The organism is Empedobacter sp. UBA7252, assembly GCF_002472765.1.
Taxonomy (GTDB): Bacteria; Bacteroidota; Bacteroidia; order Flavobacteriales; family Weeksellaceae; genus Empedobacter; species Empedobacter falsenii_B.
Window position 1 is genome coordinate 21,836 of the sequence record NZ_DKSQ01000029.1, and the last position, 17,277, is coordinate 39,112.

Annotated in this window: 17 protein-coding genes; 7 read left to right on the forward strand and 10 right to left on the reverse strand. The window is 32.2% G+C overall.

All coding sequences use genetic code 11. The features are described 5' to 3' along the window. Positions 1 to 29: 29 nt before the first annotated feature. The 4 genes from B2X73_RS04320 to aroB are packed head-to-tail and all read right to left on the reverse strand — an operon-like array spanning position 30 to position 3,379. Positions 30 to 1,361 (reverse strand): MATE family efflux transporter, encoded by a 1,332-nt coding sequence (locus B2X73_RS04320; protein ID WP_291047454.1) that lies wholly within the window; start codon positions 1,359 to 1,361, stop codon positions 30 to 32. 9 nt (positions 1,362 to 1,370) lie between these two features. Continuing rightward, on the reverse strand, positions 1,371 to 1,757 hold the full coding sequence (locus B2X73_RS04325) for a hypothetical protein (protein ID WP_147279964.1): 387 nt from the start codon (positions 1,755 to 1,757) through the stop codon (positions 1,371 to 1,373). Positions 1,758 to 1,802: 45 nt separating this feature from the next. Further along, positions 1,803 to 2,339, reverse strand: a complete 537-nt coding sequence (msrB, locus tag B2X73_RS04330; RefSeq protein WP_125350119.1) for a peptide-methionine (R)-S-oxide reductase MsrB — start codon at positions 2,337 to 2,339, stop codon at positions 1,803 to 1,805. Next, positions 2,327 to 3,379 carry a 3-dehydroquinate synthase gene (gene aroB, locus B2X73_RS04335; RefSeq protein WP_114999381.1) on the reverse strand — a complete coding sequence of 351 codons (1,053 nt, stop codon included), beginning with the start codon at positions 3,377 to 3,379 and terminating at the stop codon, positions 2,327 to 2,329. The genes msrB and aroB overlap by 13 nt, the downstream gene beginning before the upstream one ends. 161 nt (positions 3,380 to 3,540) lie before the next feature. Between aroB and B2X73_RS04340 the strand changes: the two genes are divergently transcribed. From B2X73_RS04340 to B2X73_RS04370, 7 genes are all read left to right on the forward strand, one after another. Beyond that, on the forward strand, positions 3,541 to 4,695 hold the full coding sequence (locus B2X73_RS04340; protein ID WP_291095819.1) for a GlmU family protein: 1,155 nt from the start codon (positions 3,541 to 3,543) through the stop codon (positions 4,693 to 4,695). A 129-nt stretch (positions 4,696 to 4,824) separates the two neighbouring features. After that, on the forward strand, positions 4,825 to 5,862 hold the full coding sequence (locus tag B2X73_RS04345) for a PLP-dependent cysteine synthase family protein (RefSeq protein WP_038336998.1): 1,038 nt from the start codon (positions 4,825 to 4,827) through the stop codon (positions 5,860 to 5,862). Positions 5,863 to 5,955: 93 nt separating this feature from the next. Next, a complete protein-coding gene (locus tag B2X73_RS04350) occupies positions 5,956 to 7,215 on the forward strand; it encodes an aminotransferase class I/II-fold pyridoxal phosphate-dependent enzyme (protein WP_038336999.1) in 1,260 nt (419 codons plus the stop codon). A gap of 162 nt (positions 7,216 to 7,377) precedes the next feature. Further along, on the forward strand, positions 7,378 to 8,448 hold the full coding sequence (gene serC, locus B2X73_RS04355) for a 3-phosphoserine/phosphohydroxythreonine transaminase (RefSeq protein ID WP_286496069.1): 1,071 nt from the start codon (positions 7,378 to 7,380) through the stop codon (positions 8,446 to 8,448). Between the two features lie 87 nt (positions 8,449 to 8,535). After that, positions 8,536 to 9,486, forward strand: a complete 951-nt coding sequence (locus B2X73_RS04360; protein ID WP_286496068.1) for a D-2-hydroxyacid dehydrogenase — start codon at positions 8,536 to 8,538, stop codon at positions 9,484 to 9,486. 33 nt (positions 9,487 to 9,519) lie between these two features. Beyond that, complete coding sequence (locus B2X73_RS04365) at positions 9,520 to 10,767, forward strand: DUF1015 domain-containing protein (RefSeq protein ID WP_125350117.1); 1,248 nt, start codon at positions 9,520 to 9,522, stop codon at positions 10,765 to 10,767. A 3-nt stretch (positions 10,768 to 10,770) separates the two neighbouring features. After that, positions 10,771 to 11,430 carry a YggS family pyridoxal phosphate-dependent enzyme gene (locus B2X73_RS04370; protein ID WP_114999389.1) on the forward strand — a complete coding sequence of 220 codons (660 nt, stop codon included), beginning with the start codon at positions 10,771 to 10,773 and terminating at the stop codon, positions 11,428 to 11,430. 86 nt (positions 11,431 to 11,516) lie between these two features. Here B2X73_RS04370 and B2X73_RS15315 read toward each other — a convergent pair whose 3' ends face one another. From B2X73_RS15315 to B2X73_RS04395, 6 genes are all read right to left on the reverse strand, one after another. Then, positions 11,517 to 11,669, reverse strand: a complete 153-nt coding sequence (locus B2X73_RS15315; RefSeq protein WP_084106958.1) for a RidA family protein — start codon at positions 11,667 to 11,669, stop codon at positions 11,517 to 11,519. A gap of 220 nt (positions 11,670 to 11,889) precedes the next feature. Continuing rightward, complete coding sequence (locus B2X73_RS04375; RefSeq protein WP_291095822.1) at positions 11,890 to 14,298, reverse strand: TonB-dependent receptor domain-containing protein; 2,409 nt, start codon at positions 14,296 to 14,298, stop codon at positions 11,890 to 11,892. Positions 14,299 to 14,430: 132 nt separating this feature from the next. Continuing rightward, complete coding sequence (ric, locus tag B2X73_RS04380) at positions 14,431 to 15,147, reverse strand: iron-sulfur cluster repair di-iron protein (RefSeq protein ID WP_038337005.1); 717 nt, start codon at positions 15,145 to 15,147, stop codon at positions 14,431 to 14,433. 57 nt (positions 15,148 to 15,204) lie between these two features. Continuing rightward, entirely contained in the window at positions 15,205 to 15,981 is a 777-nt protein-coding gene (locus tag B2X73_RS04385; RefSeq protein WP_038337006.1) for a class I SAM-dependent methyltransferase, read from the reverse strand. 65 nt (positions 15,982 to 16,046) lie between these two features. Beyond that, positions 16,047 to 16,487 carry an RrF2 family transcriptional regulator gene (locus B2X73_RS04390; protein ID WP_038337007.1) on the reverse strand — a complete coding sequence of 147 codons (441 nt, stop codon included), beginning with the start codon at positions 16,485 to 16,487 and terminating at the stop codon, positions 16,047 to 16,049. 73 nt (positions 16,488 to 16,560) lie between these two features. Next, positions 16,561 to 17,013: a hemerythrin domain-containing protein gene (locus B2X73_RS04395; protein WP_038337008.1), complete on the reverse strand. Its 453-nt coding sequence runs from the start codon at positions 17,011 to 17,013 to the stop codon at positions 16,561 to 16,563. Positions 17,014 to 17,277: the final 264 nt, after the last annotated feature.

A 17,277-nucleotide genomic window follows, 5' to 3' on the forward strand; every position in this document is an offset into this window, starting at 1 on the left:
TTGTAAAAGTCGCTCTTGTGCGACTTTTTTTATTGATTCAAAACTCGTTTTCTAAAAATATATATCAACGGAAAACTGCGTAAAAACATCCAAATGCCAAATGCAATCCAAATTCCATAAATACTTAAACCAAAGTAATCTGCAAGATAAATGGTTGGTAGAAAACCAAGAAATGTTGCGACAATTAAGTTGTTTCGCAAGAGTTTTGCATCGCCCATTCCTTTGAAAAAACCATCAAAAATATAAGCCAATGTGTTGATTGGTTGCATTAATAAAACCATCCAAAATACAGAGTTGAAAATAGTCAAAACATTCGGGTCTTGATTGAAAATTTGCCCAATTTGATTGTAAAAAATGAAACAAATAGTAATTAAAATACACGCAATTAAAACAGAATATTTGGAAATATCTTTGCTTAAAATCCAAAGTTTAGGATAATTTCGTTCGCCTTGTAATCGTCCTGCCATAGCATTTCCTGCACCTGCATAACCATCAATAAAAAATGAAAAGAATAACCAAATATTCATCAAAATACTTTGCGCGGCGATATAATCTTTTCCATAATCGGTGGCGTAAGAATTGGCAAGAAAAAATGCAACATTCAACGAAGCTGTTCGTAAAATAAAATTGAAACTTAAGTTGACATATTTCTTAAAAAGTGGATGAATGGTTTTTCCTGGATTTAACCCAAATGAAGTTTTCGTGAAATAGTAGTAAAACGCCATAATTACCATTATCAATTGTGCAATAAGACTTGCATAGGCAGCGCCTTTGATATGATAAGCAGGAATTATTCCATTTACTCCAAAAATTAAAATATAGTCTAAAAACACATGAACAAAAGCAGCTGTTAAACTACATTTCATTGCCCAAACGGTGTTTTGCATTCCTCTAAATGCTCCAAAAAGAGTGAGCGAAATAAGTGTTAATGGAAAACCAAATGCTCTGATTTTGTAATAATCGACCGAAAATTGAAGAACCAAATCTTTTGCATTGTATAGTTCGAATAGATTTTGTGCAAAAAAATACGTTGGTATAAAGATAAGTAAACTCAAAAATAGATTGAAATACAACGCTTGCGGAACTAAAGTTTTGAGACTTTCCAATTTATTTGCTCCAAAACTTTGCGAAACCAAAGACGAAATAGAGGTTTTGGTTTGGGCAACAATCCAGATAATTCCTGAAAGAAAAGAACCAACTAAACCAGTCGCAGCAAGTGCTTCGACCGAATATTCTTTTACATTACCCACCATCGCAATATCGGTTAAGGTAATAAGAGATTCGGCAATCCCCGAAAAAATAGTAGGAATCGCTAATTGATTAATTTGTTTGAAGGTAATTCTATCCAAAACCAAACTCATTACGAAAAATTATTTTTTTACGCGTTTGTATGGTGGTTTGTTTTTGATGATTTGACTCAACATAAATAAGGTAGTTCCGACCAATGTGAAATAACCCAAAAGTGGTAAGCCTGGAATATGATAATCGTTGTATTTGAACATGAAAATACACGCTAAATATCCAGCGAAAATCAAATAATAGATTACTTTTTTGAATGATCCGTAAGTAAATTTTCCTCGAATATATTCAATCAAATTCAATAGAATTAAGAAGAAATAAAAACCGAAAAAGATGTAGCGTAATGGATTAATCGGGCGATCGGTTGTTCTTATATTCACCATTAAATTGTAATTGTAAACACCGTTATAAATTAATAACAATAAGATAAGAACGATAATTATACGAAGTATTTTCATAAAGTATTTTTGCATTAAAAAAGCTGTCGAAACAGCTTTTTGATTTTATTTTACAGGTTTGAAATCTAACGAAAGCGAATTCACACAATAACGTAAACCAGTTTCTGTAGGTCCGTCATCAAAAACGTGTCCTAAATGGCTTCCACAATTTCCGCAAAGAATTTCTGTTCTCTTCATTCCGTGCGAAGTGTCTACACGTTCTACAATTTTCCCTTCTTTTATTTCTTTGTCAAAACTTGGCCAACCACAATGTCCATCAAACTTAGAAGAAGAAGAAAACAATTCTTCTCCACACGCATTACATGTATAAATTCCGTTTTCGAAATGCATGTTGAATTTTCCTGTAAAAGGACGTTCTGTTCCAGCTTCTCTTAAAACATAATATTCTTCAGAAGAAAGTTCTTTTTTCCATTCTTCGTTTGACTTATTGATATTGAATTGAGGTTTTTCGTTCATCGTAACAGTGTTTGAAGGTTGTTCTACTTTAGCATCTTCTTTCTTGTGTTGAGATGTACAAGCAGCCATAAGGCTCATTATTAATCCAACAACAAAAAAAGAAGTATATTTTTTTAGGCAATCCATTGATTATATTTTTCAAAAGCTTGTCTGATTTCTTCTTCAGTACAAACTACATCATAACGACAATTTCCAATCTTGTTGATCAAACTAAAGTTGATTGAATTGTTTTGATTTTTTTTGTCGTGTTTCATCCATTCCATTAAGTTCGGAAAAATTTTCATATCAATTGTATTTAATGCATACATTGACGAAAAACTTTCGCAAACCTCTTCCACATCAGCTTTAGAAATTAATTCTTGATCATAACTAAGGAATGTCTCAATAATCATTCCGATTACAATTGCTTCTCCATGTAAAAGCGGAAAATCAGTTTCTAAAGATTCACTTTCTATAGCATGACCTATTGTATGACCAAAATTTAAAATTTTGCGTTCACCTTTTTCATATGGATCATTATCAACCACATTTTCTTTGATATGAATAGAATCCATGATAAAAGGAGCTAAAGATTCGGCATCGTGCGAAGGTAATTGCACCAAATTATCCCAATGATCACGGTTCTTGATTAAACCATGTTTTAACATTTCGGCTAAGCCAGATTTTACTTGACGTTGCTCTAATGTCAACAAAAATTTAGGATCAACTAACACCATTTCTGGCTGTGTAAATGTCCCAATCATGTTTTTCATTCCTTCCAAATCAATTCCATTTTTTCCACCAGCAGAAGCATCAACTTGCGATAATAACGTAGTTGGAATGTTGATGAATTTGATTCCACGCTTGAAAGTAGAAGCCATAAAACCTCCCATATCGGTTAAAACTCCACCACCAACATTAATAACTAATGAATGACGATCTGCACCCAACTCGCTTAATGCTAACCAAAGATTAGTTACAGTATCGATGTTTTTATTTTCTTCTCCAGAGTCAATTTCAAGGATTTCGTAAGCAGAAATATTGTCCAAATCGGCTAATAATAGCGGTAAACAATGCACATGAGTGTTCTCATCTACCAAAAAGAAGATAGAAGAAAAAGTGTTATTTGCAAGGTAATCGTCTAATATATATGCGATTGAACCAAAATGAATCGGAGCTGATTTCAAAATGAAAAATGTTTTTAAAATGTGCCTAAAATTACGACGACCTTTTTACATCAACCAAATATTTTGAATGATTTATTTTAGGAGGGCTGTCGATAGAATCTATATTGATATTATCGACTTATAAAATAATTATTTTTAAATTTGCACAAATTCATAGATCAATGAACATAGTTCTTTTTGATGGCGAAGAATGGGAAGATTTTTTGCCCCTAACATTTACAAGACCTGTAGCTGCCCTAAGAATGGGGATATTGAGTTTTGCAGAACGTTGGGAAAAAATACTAAATACAGAGGTTTCTTATCAAACGAAACCTTATTTGCAAGAAAAATTTCCTGCTAAACTTCAAACAGAAAATACATTTATCAACCCAACTTTTTTTCCGAATGAAAAATTAATTGAAGCGATAAAGAATTTAAAACCAAACCAAACCCTAATTTTTGACAATCAACTTGTAGCAGTTAAATCAACTGAAGAAACTCCAAAAATCACATCAGATATTATTCAATTTGAAGATGAAGTAATTCATCTACAACATTCTTGGGATCTGTTTACTTACAATTTCCAGGCAATTGAATTTGATTTTGATTTGGTGACAAAAGGAAGAACTTCTCAATCAATATCTACAACCAACCAAGTTTTAGCTCCTGAAAAAATATTTATTGAAGAAGGTGCGAAAGTTGAATTTTCTATTTTGAATGCATCAGAAGGTCCAATTTATATTGGAAAAGATGCCGAAATTATGGAAGGTTCTATGATTCGTGGCGGATTAGCTTTATGCGAGCATGCAAAAATAAATATGGGTGCAAAAATATATGCTGGTTGTACGATTGGTCCTTTTTGTAAAGTTGGTGGTGAATTAAATAATTCAATCCTAATAGCATATTCAAATAAAGGACATGATGGGTTTTTAGGGAATTCTGTAATTGGAGAATGGTGCAATTTAGGCGCGGATACAAATAACTCAAACTTGAAAAATAATTATGCAGAAGTAAAGTTATGGAGTTATAACCAAAAAAGATTTGTAAAAACAGGTTTGCAATTTTGTGGTTTAATAATGGGCGATTATGCTAAATCTGCAATCAATACACAATTTAATACTGGTACAGTTGTTGGAATTTGTGCGAACGTTTTTCAATCAGGTTTTCCACCAAATATGATTAAACATTATAGTTGGGGTGGACAATCAGACGCTCCTGTTTTTAATTTTGATAAAGCTTGTGAAGCTGCAGAAAAAATGATGGAAAGAAGAAAAATTGCTTTTACACTTGCTGATAAAAGAATTTTAGAACATATTTTTAATTTAAATAATAACTAATTTAATAAGGAGTAAATCATAAGAATTTAAGTTTAAAATTGTAATATGATTAATTTTACGTGTTAATCTTTTAACAATTAATTAAAAAATCCTTAATTTTGCTTTTTGTTAGAAAAGAATATTTGTGAAATGACTGGTAAATATAAAAACGTTTTAGAGTTAATTGGAGATACTCCATTAGTTCAGTTAAACAGAATTAACCAAGACATTCCAGGCGAAGTTTATGCAAAGTTAGAATGTTACAATCCTGGACATTCAACAAAAGACAGAATAGCTTTACATATTATAGAAGAGGCTGAAAAAAATGGTCTATTAAAACCTGGTGCTACGATTGTAGAAACAACTTCAGGTAACACTGGATTTGCTGTAGCTATGGTGGCTATCGTAAAAGGGTACAAATGTATCTTAGCGGTATCGGATAAAACAAAGGCAGAAAAGATTTCATTCTTGAAAGCGATGGGAGCAAAAGTATTTTTGTGCCCTGCGAATGTACCTGCTGATGATCCAAGATCATATTACGAAGTAGCAAAACGTATTGCTGCGGAAACGCCAAATTCTCTTTATATTAATCAATATTTTAATCAAGGGAATACAGAAGCTCACTATTTAACAACAGGTCCTGAAATCTGGAATCAAACAGAGGGTAAAATTACTCACCTAATCGGTTGTACAGGTACAGGAGGAACTTTGACAGGTAGTGCACGTTATATAAAAGAGCAAAACCCAGATGTGAAAATCATCGGAGTTGATGCTTATGGATCAATATTGAAAGGTTATCACGAAACTGGAAAAATTGATCAGAATGATATCTATCCTTACAGAATCGAAGGAATGGGAAAAAATTTAGTTCCTGGAGCTTTAGATTTTGAAATGGTTGATTCTTTTATCAAAGTGACAGACGAAGAAGCTGCTTATCGTACAAGAGAAATTGCTTTGAAAGAAGGAATTATGGCAGGATATACTTCTGGTGCTGCAACACAAGCATATAAACAATTGGCTGAAGCTGGAGAATTTGACGAAAATTCTTTAGTTGTAATTTTGTATCCAGACCATGGTTCGCGCTATATGACAAAAGTTTTTAGTGATGATTGGATGGCAGAGCAAGGCTTTACAAATAGCAGACTCAATGGTTTAGAAGCTCGAGCAACAGTCGAAAGAATTAAATAATACGTATATTTGTAAAAATTAAATATTTAAAGTAGGTAGTGTTCGTTCACTTTCTACTTTTTTTCAATTAATAAAAAATTAAACTATAATAAAATGGACATTTTTGAACGTTTAAAACAGAACCCTGGACCATTAGGTCAATTCGCTGATTATGGTGAAGGTTATTATGTTTTTCCACAGTTAAAAGGAGAAATTGGACCCGTAATGGAATTCCAAGGTAAAAAAGTAATTACTTGGTCAATCAATAACTATTTAGGTTTAGCTAACCATCCAGAAGTTCGTAAAGCTGATGCTGATGCGGCAGCTGAATATGGTATGGCTTATCCAATGGGAGCTCGCGCAATGTCTGGACAAACAGATTTTCACGCACAATTAGAGCAAGAATTGGCTGATTTTGTTCAAAAAGAGTCTGCTTATTTAATGAATTTTGGATACCAAGGAATGGTATCTACAATTGATGCTTTAGTGTCTAAAAATGATGTAATCGTTTATGATGCTGAATGTCATGCTTGTATCGTGGATGGTGTTCGTTTACACTTTGGTAAACGTTTTATTTATCAACACAATAACATCGAAAGTTTCGAAAAAACAATTATTCGTGCACGTAAATTAGCCGACAAACAAGGAGGAGGAATTTTAGTGATTACAGAAGGTGTTTTCGGAATGACAGGTAAGCAAGGTATTTTAAAAGAAATTGCTGCTTACAAAGACGAATACAAATTCCGTTTATTAGTTGATGATGCACATGGTTTTGGTACTTTAGGTAAAACTGGAGCTGGAGCTGGAGAAGAGCAAGGTTGTCAAGATGCAATTGATATCTATTTCTCTACTTTCGCAAAATCTATGGCTGGTTTTGGAGCTTTTATCGCTGGAAATAAAGATATTATCCGTATTTTAAAATATAACTTACGTTCTCAAATCTTTGCAAAATCATTGACAATGCCAATGGTAATCGGAGGTTTAAAACGTCTTGAATTATTACGTTCTCAACCTGAGCTTAAAGACAAGTTATGGCACAATGTAGAAAAAATTCAGAAAGGTTTACAAGAAAGAGGGTTTGATATTGGAGGTTCTAACACATGTGTTACGCCAATCGTATTGAATGGTTCTCCTATCGAAGCGACTGTATTGGCAAAAGAAATGCGCGAAGAATATGGTATTTTCGTTTCTGTAGTAGTTTATCCAGTTATTCCAAAAGGAATGATTATTTTCCGTATTATTCCAACTGCTGCTCACGAAGACGAACACATCGAATATACGTTAAACTCATTTGCTGAGATTAAAGATAAATTAGCTGACGGATATTACAAACGCAAAGCAGAAGAATTGAATGTTGATTTTGTTCAATACTAAAATAAATATTCAATCAAATAATAGAAAAACCCTAAACTGAATTAGTTTAGGGTTTTTTGTTTGTATTCTGTTCAAAAGTTAAGTAATTATTCACTTTTTTCCATATTTGATTTACTATATTTGTTTACAAATTAGACACACAAACACACAACAATTTTAATTATGAAAATTCACAATTTTAGTGCAGGACCATGCATTTTACCACAAGTTGTTTTCGACAAAATGGCTCAAGCTTGTTTAGATTTCAACAATTCAGGAACATCAATCTTAGAAATTTCTCACCGTCGCAAAGATGCGGTAGAAGTAATTGATACAGCAAGAGCGTTGGTAAAAGAATTGATGAATGTTCCAGAAACACATGACGTAGTTTTTATGCAAGGTGGAGCTTCATTGCAATTTCCTACTGTAGCTTACAATTTATTGAAAGAAGGCGGAAAAGCAGCTTATACACAAACAGGAAAATGGGCAGAAAATGCTATCAAAGAAGCGAAGCGTTTCGGAGAAATCGAAGTTATTGCTTCTTCAAAAGATCAAAATTATAGTTATATTCCAAAAGAATATACTGTTCCTTCAGATGTTGATTATTTCCACTGCACATCAAATAATACCATTTTTGGAACACAAATGAAAGAGTTTCCAAATTCTCCAGTTCCAATAGTTTGTGATATGTCTTCGGATATTTTATCTCGCACAATTGATGTTTCTAAATTTGGTGTAATCTATGCTGGAGCCCAAAAAAATATGGGACCTGCAGGTTCTGCTGTTGCAATCGTTCAAAAAGATTTATTAGGTAAAACGGGACGTAATATTCCCGATTATTTAAACTACGAAACACATATCAAAAAAGAATCATCGTTTAATACGTGGCCAGTAATTGCAATTTACGGTGTCATGTTAAATTTACAATGGTTAAAAGAGCAAGGTGGAGTAGAAGCGATTGCAAAAATTAATACTGCAAAAGCAGATGCAATGTATGCTGAAATTGATCGTAACGGATTATTTACAGGAACTGCTGCAACAGAAGATCGTTCTCAAATGAATGCCACTTTTGTCTTAAATAACGAAGATTTCAAAGCTGATTTTGATGCAATGTTAAAAGAAGCTGGAGTTGTTTCTTTGGCTGGTCACCGTGATGTTGGTGGATACCGTGCGTCTATGTACAATGCTTTACCATTAGAATCTGTTCAAGTTTTGGTAGAAGTAATGAAACAATTTGAACAAAAATTTGGTTAATCAGCAGACATTAGATGCTAGATATTAGTATTGAGAAATATATTATCTAACATCTAAAATCTCACATCTTAATTCTATAATAATAACATGAAAATATTAGCAAACGATGGAATTTCTAAGGCAGGAATAGAAGCTTTAGAAGCAAAAGGTTTCGAAGTAATAACTGCTCAAGTAGCACAAGAACAATTAGAAAATTATATCAACGAAAATGGAGTTGAAGTACTTTTAGTGCGTTCTGCGACTAAAGTTCGTCAACCTTTGATTGATGCGACAAATCTTAAAATTATCGGTCGTGGAGGAGTTGGTATGGACAATATCGATGTTGCTTATGCACGCGAAAAAGGAATTCAGGTGATTAATACGCCAGCATCTTCTTCTCAATCTGTAGCAGAATTTGTAATTGCCCATTTGTTTTCTATCGTTCGTAATTTACACCAAGCCAATCGTAATATGCCTTTAGAAGGAGATTCTAACTTCAATGGATTGAAAAAAGCTTACGCAAAAGCAATCGAATTGAGAGGAAAAACAATGGGTGTAATCGGTTTTGGCCGTATCGGTGTAGAAGTGATTCGTGAAGCGATTGGTTTAGGAATGAATATTTTAGTGTATGATAAATTCCCAGCAACACGTGACATTGAATTAGAATTTTTTGATGGTCAAAAATTAACGTTTACCATCACTTCTGTTGATTTTGATGAAGTCATTACAAAAGCAGATTTCATTTCGCTGCATGTTCCAGCACAAGATGGATATATTTTGGGTGAAAAAGAATTTGCAAAAATGAAAGATGGCGTGATTGTAATTAATACGGCTCGTGGTGGAGTAGTTGACGAGCGTGCTTTGGTTGATGCAATTGAAGACGGAAAAGTTGCTGGAGCAGCCTTAGATGTTTTTGAGAATGAGCCAACACCAGAAATGGGCTTGTTGATGAACGAATCTTTGTCATTATCTCCTCATATTGCAGGTTCTACGAATGAAGCGCAGGACAGAATTGGAACTGAATTAGCTTCGCAAATCGTTGAGATTTACGGAAAATAATTTTGAGTTTCATTCTATCTAAAACTATTCAAAATGCCTCAATTTAAACCATTCAAAGGAATTCGACCTACAGAAGAAACTTCTCAAGAATTTGTGACGCTTGCCGTTAATCAATATTCGAAAGAAGAATTGGATTATTATATCAATAACAGAGAAAACTCTTTTTTGCATATTATTTTGCCAACTTGGGACGAAACGATTCAAGATCCGAAAGAGAAATTCAGAAAAGTTCGTGAGAATTTTGAGGATTTTATTTCGAAAAAAATATTAACGCAAGACAAGTCGTCTTTTTATATTTATCAAGTCATACAGCCTGATGGACGCGAAACAAAAGGACTTTTAGGCTTGGTGAATATTGATGATTATCGTCAAAATAAAATAAAAAAGCACGAAGAAACTTTGGAGCGTCGTGTGGAATTATTTGCTGATTATTTGAAAGAATCTCATTTCCATGCGGAACCTGTTTTGTTGACCTATAAACCTGCTCAACGTGTAGATTTGTTGATTGATACGGAAATGAAACGCAAGCCGATTCTGAAAATAGAAGAAGAAAACGGAACGCAACATTTGTTGTGGAGAGTTGATAATCGTTTAAATTTAAAACAATTAAAAGATTCAATCGAAAAATTAGACGAATTGTATATTGCAGATGGACATCATCGTATGGAAAGTTCGGAGCGATACACAAAATTTGCGGTTGAAAATTCGAAAGATGAAGTCTATGGTGATGAAGCTTTTAATTATACGTTAGCACTTTTAGTTTCGAATGAAGATTTGATTATCAATGATTATAATCGATTAATTAAAGATTTAAACGGCTTAACTCCAGAAGCGTTTTTAACTGCTTTAGAAGCTGATTTTGAAATTATTCCGAAAGGTGATGAATTAGTTGTGCCAACCAAAAAACATCATATTGTGATGTATTTAGATGGTCAATATTATAGTTTATATGTCAAAAATAATTTATTGACAACCGAAGGTTTAAGCGAATTGGATACTTATATTTTCGAAGAAAATGTGATGAAACCAATTCTAAATATTCAAGATTCTAAAAAGGATAAACGCATTCATTACGAATGTGGTACGCGCAATAGAGAAGGAGTAGAAGCGCTTAAAAATAAAGTTGATCATCACGATTATATTGCAGCTTTTGCTTTTTATCCAGTGGATGTGAAGGATTTGCAATTGATTGCGGATTTAGGGCTTAAAATGCCACCAAAAAGTACATATATCGAACCAAAACCATTAAGCGGTTTTGCTGTATTTGATTTGAAAGAATAAAAAATGAGTATTCAAGAAAATTTAAAAACAATCGAAGCTACAATTCCTGCTCATGTGACATTGGTAGCGGTTTCTAAGACAAAACCTGTGGAGGATTTGCAAGAAGCTTATGCGGCTGGAATGCGAGATTTTGGTGAAAACAAGATTCAAGAAATGTGCGATAAATACGAAGTTCTTCCAAAGGATATACGTTGGCATATGATTGGTCATGTGCAAACCAATAAAGTGAAGTATATGGCGCCTTTTGTGCATTTGATACATGGAGTTGATAGTTTAAAATTGTTGAAAGAAATTCACAAACAAGCCCAAAAAAATAATCGCGTAATTGATGTGTTGTTGCAACAATTTATAGCAGATGAAGAAACAAAATTTGGCTTGGATGAAGAAGAAATTCAACAGATAATGCAAGAAGAAATTCAGCATTTACCAAATGTTCGCGTAGTTGGATTGATGGGAATGGCAACGTTTACGGAAGATGAAAGTCAAATTCGTGAAGAATTCCGTTCTTTAAAATCTAACTTTGATTCATTGAAATCTATTTATCAAAACATTTCTATTTTATCAATGGGAATGTCAGGAGATTATCAAATCGCGATAGAAGAAGGCAGTACAATGGTTCGCATTGGGAGTTCGATCTTTGGACATCGTAATTATTCGATTTAACAGAATAGTATTGCAATACAAAACCCCTGAAATTTATGTTTTAGGGGTTTATTATTTATACAACAATTTCTAAAAAGGTAAAGTGTTTAAATTGAGATTTCCACCAGAAATACATGGTTTTTATCGCTATTAGCTTCATGTAATATCGTTTCGATATTTTTAAAAACTAAGTTAGTTTGCTCTAAAATTGTTAACAGAATTTTTTTGGTTTCGCAATCTATTGGTAATTGACCAGAAATAGAATTCCATTATTTTACATTGTGAGTAGTGTCCATTTGCAATTGGTATATTTTCTGTTTGAATAATTTTCTTATTGGTTTTAAATATATCTTTATATCAAGATATATTACAAGTATATCCAAATTAAAAAAACTATTGATAGAATTGGATCAATAATCATTATAAAAAAAATAAAACCTGAACAGATTTGTTCAGGTTCTATTCATTCAGGAATAAATTTTAACCATTTCCTCCACCGCCTCCGCCGCTTTGTTCTTGGTTAGATTTTGAGCGTTCTATATTAAATTGTTTTCCGAAATTGTAACTAATTCCAATACGATACATTCTGAAAGCTTGATTAACTCCCATATTTGTTACGTTGTTAGACGTACTTGTGTAAGTTCCATTTTTATTTTCGAAAAGGTTAGAGATATTTGCCGAAAGTTGTAATTTCTTTTTAAATACCATTGCTCTCATACCAATGTTATGACGCATAAAATCTCCAAATTTGTCTAATCCATCTGTACTTTTTGTATAATATGAATAAGTGTAATTAGCAAAAAGTGTTTTCTTTTTATTTAAATCTAAATTATTTGTAATTCTAAATTCCCCATTCATTCCGTCTAATGTATAATTCATTTCAGGAATTTTACTGGTTGTTTTACGATAGAAAACATCTGCCGAAGCATTTACTTTCCACCATTTATAAGGTTTTACGTTGATGTTTTCACTTAAACCAATACTATATGTTTTTCCAATATTATAAGGCTTAGAAAGTGTAATCTTGGTATCAGGATCCATGATGCTTACTTGTTCAAAAAGATCATTCGCATTGCGGTAATACAAACTTGTTACCAATAAATCTTTATACGCATGCTCTAACTCGAAATTATTCGAATTAGAAGGCGTCAAATTTGGATTTCCTTCTGAATAATTATACTCATTTTGTTTCGTTCTTCTTGGATTTAAATACCAAATAAATGGACGATCTACACGACGACTATAGTTTAATGTAAACGAATGATTTTCCGATGATTGATACATCAAATAAGCGGTAGGATATAAGCCGTCATAAGTTTTTTCGTAATTATTTTTCGGATCTTCCATAATGCTTTTCACTTGTGCATGCTCATAGCGTAACCCAACTTTTCCTGTCAGCTTTTCACTCAATTGTTTTTCTACCGAATAATACAATGCGTAGACATTCTCTTTGTAATTGTATTTGCTTGCAAAATCGGTATCTTCATGGAAATTATCATTCGGATTAAGTTTTAAAAATCGTTGATTTTCCGCTTCATCTGTTGCCCAACGTAAACGCGTTCCATAATTCATTTTCCACGAATTAACAGGATGCTCCATATCGATACTTGCATTGAATCGGTTTGAAGAGCCGTCATTTAAGCTGTAATTATTTTCGTATTTACCAGGGATTTCTGCCCAATTAGGATCAAATTCGTTACTGATATTTTTGTTATTGCTATCGTTTCCGTTATTCGAATAGTCAAAATCGAATGTTAACTTTTTACCTTCCGTTTTGAATTTTTTGATGATATGGTAATTTAATCCCAGATAATTCCAATTCCATTTTCCACCATCCCAATTCGTCGTCATATAACGATTTGTTTTGTTGTTCACTAAATCGAAAATATCAATGACTGAATTTCCTTTACTTTCTCCTTTACCATCTGAAATATCTAAATTGAAACCTGTAATTAAGTTGTCATTGATTTGATAATCAATACCAATTCGACCACCATAATAATTGTTCTCATTTTTATTAATTCCGTCCGAAGTCCATTTTTGATCTGGATATAAAGTTGTGTTTTTACTTTTACCATACCAATTTCCTTTACCACTATAAATATTAGAGGTTAATGTCCATTTTCCTTTGCGGTAATTGATATTCCCGTTCAAATTGAATCCACCGTATTTTTGCTGGTTGTATGAAGTCGAAATAGAACCATTCAAACTTTCTTGTTTTGCATTTTTCAATACAATATTGATGATTCCACTGTTTCCTGTCGCATCGTATTTGGCTGGAGGATTTGTAATGACTTCAATTTTTTCAATATCTTCTGTTCGAATGGTTTTTAGATAATTTGACAATTGTTCACTGCTCATTTGCATTAATCGGTCATTAATCATGACGCTTACTGAACCTTTTCCTATAATCGAAATAGCATCTGTCGCTTCTTCCACCTCGATACGTGGCGCAAGTTTCAATGCATCTAAGGCATTTCCACCTTTTGCACCTTCTGCTTGATCGACATTGAAAATTAATCGGTCTACTTTCTTTTCAACTAATTTTTTTTGACCTGTAACAACAGCTTCCGTTAAGGTTACATTTTCAGTTTTAGGAACTAAAATAATTCCTAAATCCGTATGATTCATAATCGTGAGAGAGGATGAATGAAGTAAAATTCCAGCTACTTCAATTCTATACGTATAAGTTCCTTCTTCTAAAATAACCGTAAAGTGCCCATTTTTGTCAGTAGAAATTTCATCTATAATTTTTTCGCCTTGAAAAATGATTACATCTGCTAACGCTATTGGAGCTTGATTGGTATATTGAAAAGTTCCTTTTATTTCTTGTTGAGCAAAAGTATGAACAGATGCAATACAAATAATTGGAAGAAAATATTTTTTCATTTATAGGGTTGTTTACAAATAAGACGCATCAATCATCAAAAAGTTACAAAACTATAAGTGAAAATATCTTAAATAATAATGAATTAAAGAATCAAAAACTCCCAATAAGGGGATTATTGGGAGTGAATAAACTTATTTAAGTTCTTTTTCTAATTGAATAGATTTTGGAAATAGAATGTTGTTTTCGATGTGAATATGAGTATGCAAATCATTCTCGAATTCTTCTAACATTGCATAGGTCACGCGATAAGTGTTACACGCATCTGCTGGTGGAGTGTAATGATTGGTAAGTTCTGCAATCCTTGCAAAACGATCACCTTCTGCGGTATGTTCATGTTCCATCATGTGAACTGGATTTTCAACTGTACCAAAATGAGGAACTTCTAATTCTATTCCTCTTTTCTTTGCATGAGTCATTTTTTTGATAAATGGAAAAAGAATTAATTCTTCTTTTTTTAAATGAGCACTCAAATCTTGAGCTGTTTGATTAAATAAAGCGTTTATTTCATAAAGTACTGGATGTCTTTCACCATGAACTTTGCATAATTTGTCTAAGAAAGCGAGTAAAACAGGTATTTTTTCTTCCACATAAGCATGATGTATTTTTTCAACATATTCACTTAGCAAATCCAATGGCCACGATTTAAAATCAATTGAAGCTTCGGTTTGAGAAGGTAAATTTTCCAAATCATTATACACTTTGTTTACATCTGTAGTTTTATTTTCACAGGCTTCTTCGATGGTTCTTCCACCACGGCAACAAAAATCAATGCCATGTTTTTTGAAAATCGCCGCAGTTCTAAAATCTTCTGAGACCATTTCTCCGATTAAATCTGTTTTTATGTCCATAATAGAATACTTTTTATCTTTTATTAAATTAAATTTTTTTTGAGCCTTTTAGCATTATTATTTTTTCTTTGCAATCATGACAAAAGCACACAAATGTTCTTCGTATTTTTTGAAAACTTTCTTCATTTTTATTACTCTTTCTCTCACTTCTGTTTGAGTTGCAATATTTTTTATGATAGTTAAAAACCCTGAAAATCCTTCATCATCAATTAATCTTGAAGGTTCAAGCAGGCGCATTTCAGCTGTTTTAATTTCAATAATTTCGAAACCTTCTTCTTTTACAAGAATTTTCCATTCTTCAACTGTTAATGGTCTTGCATTAACATTCATCGTAATTGCAAGCTCTTTTTGAATGTTCTTTTTGATTTCATCTGAAATATTATTCGGTTTTAATGCTAATTCATGAATTGCATAGTATCCATCTTTTTTTAGAACACGATGAGCTTCTTTTATGATTTCACTTTTACGATGATTGGCATGCATCGTTAGCATAGCTTCTCCAAAAATTTTAGTTTGAGAACAGTCATCAAGTCTTGTGTCAGCAGCATTTCCTAATTGAAAAACAGCTTTTTGATTATCAAATTTTTGATTTAAATTCTCGATAATTTTTTCGTCTAAATCAATTCCAATGTATGATGTTGGCTGTTTGTCAAGTACAATAGAAGTGGTATAACCAAGCCCAGGAGCAAATTCTACAATCGCATCATTTGTATTGATATCTAACAATTCAACCATTTCATTTGTCAACTTTTTTCCTCCAGGTCTTAGTACTTTTTTTCCTATTTTAGCAAGGAGCCAATGTCCAGACATTTTATCAATTGTATCATTTTTCATTTGAGTAAGTTTTTTATTTTCAATTGAAATAAAAAAGACCTTTTTATCTTTTATTAAGGTAAATTTTATTCTAAATTTAATTTTAGAAATACTTCTTGCGAATCTAATTTCTCAACCAATTGGTTGATAGTAGTTGTTTCTAATAAATGCTTTAAAGTATTTCGTATTTCTTTGAATTGCTGATGCAAAGGACAAGGATTTTTTTCTGAACATCGTTTTAGTCCAAGTGCACAACCACTAAAAATTTTATCTCCATCAAAATGTCTAACAATTACAGCCAACGAATTTTTCATATATTTTTCATCGAGATGAAAACCACCATTTGGTCCTTTTGTAGACTGTAAAAGATTTTTTCGAACCATTTCTTGCAAAATTTTTGCAATAAAATATTCAGGAGAATCAATTCCTTTCGCTACATCTTTTATTCCAACTCGATTTCCGTCTTTGGTTTGCTGTGCGATATAAATTACTGCTCTAACGGCGTATTCACAAGTTTTTGATAACATTTACAATTCTTTTACACTACAAATATACATCATTTCTTTAATAAAAGAGTAAAAGGTGTTTTATTAATTCTAATTATTTCCAAAATTCGTCTTCAAAATTATCAAATGGTTTTGTGTGCGAGTTTTCTAATCTTTTACCTATTTGTTTCAAATCACTTTCATCAAGATTTTCTTGTAAGTAAGGAAACCATTCACGTTCCTCGAATCGAATATGATTTTTTAATAAATGAGCAAATTTTTCTACTATTGATTTCTCTGGATGTTGAGCAATCTTTTGTGCTAAAACCTTTAATTCTTGATGTTCGGTTTTAATTTGTTGGTTGTATGTTTCGTTTGAATAGGGAAAAATAATCGTTTCTTCATGTTTAAAGTGCTCAGAAAGATGATTGTTCCAAAAATATTCAACATAAGATGCAATTCGTTCTAATGCAATATTTTTAAAGAAACCTTGTTCAATTTTCCAACTACAAAGCAATCCAAAATGATGATCCTTTGATAAAACGACAATGTGTTCACTTCTTTTCATAATTAACTGTTTTTGTGAATTAAAGTTATGACAATTTTTCACTAAAATTCTTTTTAGTATTCTATTTTAAAATTTAGACGTATTTCAGATCTTTTTTAGGTTGACATATATGGAAAAGTATTCAATAAAAAAATCATTCTAATTTCCTGCTATTGGACTACCGAAAACTCCGACAGCTAATTCAGTCCATATTAATAAACCAATGAGTAAAACCATTATGCAGAAAAAGATTTTATTTTGTAAACGGTTAGTCAGTTGTAGAAT

Coding starts and splice junctions, on each gene's coding strand:
- B2X73_RS04375 (WP_291095822.1), bottom strand. CDS start 14,298: ATGAAAAAATATTTTCTTCCAATTATTTGTATTGCATCTGTTCATACT.
- B2X73_RS04350 (WP_038336999.1), top strand. CDS start 5,956: ATGGACATTTTTGAACGTTTAAAACAGAACCCTGGACCATTAGGTCAA.
- B2X73_RS04390 (WP_038337007.1), bottom strand. CDS start 16,487: ATGTTATCAAAAACTTGTGAATACGCCGTTAGAGCAGTAATTTATATC.
- B2X73_RS04340 (WP_291095819.1), top strand. CDS start 3,541: ATGAACATAGTTCTTTTTGATGGCGAAGAATGGGAAGATTTTTTGCCC.
- B2X73_RS04345 (WP_038336998.1), top strand. CDS start 4,825: ATGACTGGTAAATATAAAAACGTTTTAGAGTTAATTGGAGATACTCCA.
- B2X73_RS04325 (WP_147279964.1), bottom strand. CDS start 1,757: ATGAAAATACTTCGTATAATTATCGTTCTTATCTTATTGTTATTAATT.
- B2X73_RS04385 (WP_038337006.1), bottom strand. CDS start 15,981: ATGAAAAATGATACAATTGATAAAATGTCTGGACATTGGCTCCTTGCT.
- msrB (WP_125350119.1), bottom strand. CDS start 2,339: ATGGATTGCCTAAAAAAATATACTTCTTTTTTTGTTGTTGGATTAATA.
- serC (WP_286496069.1), top strand. CDS start 7,378: ATGAAAATTCACAATTTTAGTGCAGGACCATGCATTTTACCACAAGTT.
- B2X73_RS04360 (WP_286496068.1), top strand. CDS start 8,536: ATGAAAATATTAGCAAACGATGGAATTTCTAAGGCAGGAATAGAAGCT.
- B2X73_RS04370 (WP_114999389.1), top strand. CDS start 10,771: ATGAGTATTCAAGAAAATTTAAAAACAATCGAAGCTACAATTCCTGCT.
- B2X73_RS04365 (WP_125350117.1), top strand. CDS start 9,520: ATGCCTCAATTTAAACCATTCAAAGGAATTCGACCTACAGAAGAAACT.
- B2X73_RS04320 (WP_291047454.1), bottom strand. CDS start 1,361: ATGAGTTTGGTTTTGGATAGAATTACCTTCAAACAAATTAATCAATTA.
- ric (WP_038337005.1), bottom strand. CDS start 15,147: ATGGACATAAAAACAGATTTAATCGGAGAAATGGTCTCAGAAGATTTT.
- B2X73_RS04395 (WP_038337008.1), bottom strand. CDS start 17,013: ATGAAAAGAAGTGAACACATTGTCGTTTTATCAAAGGATCATCATTTT.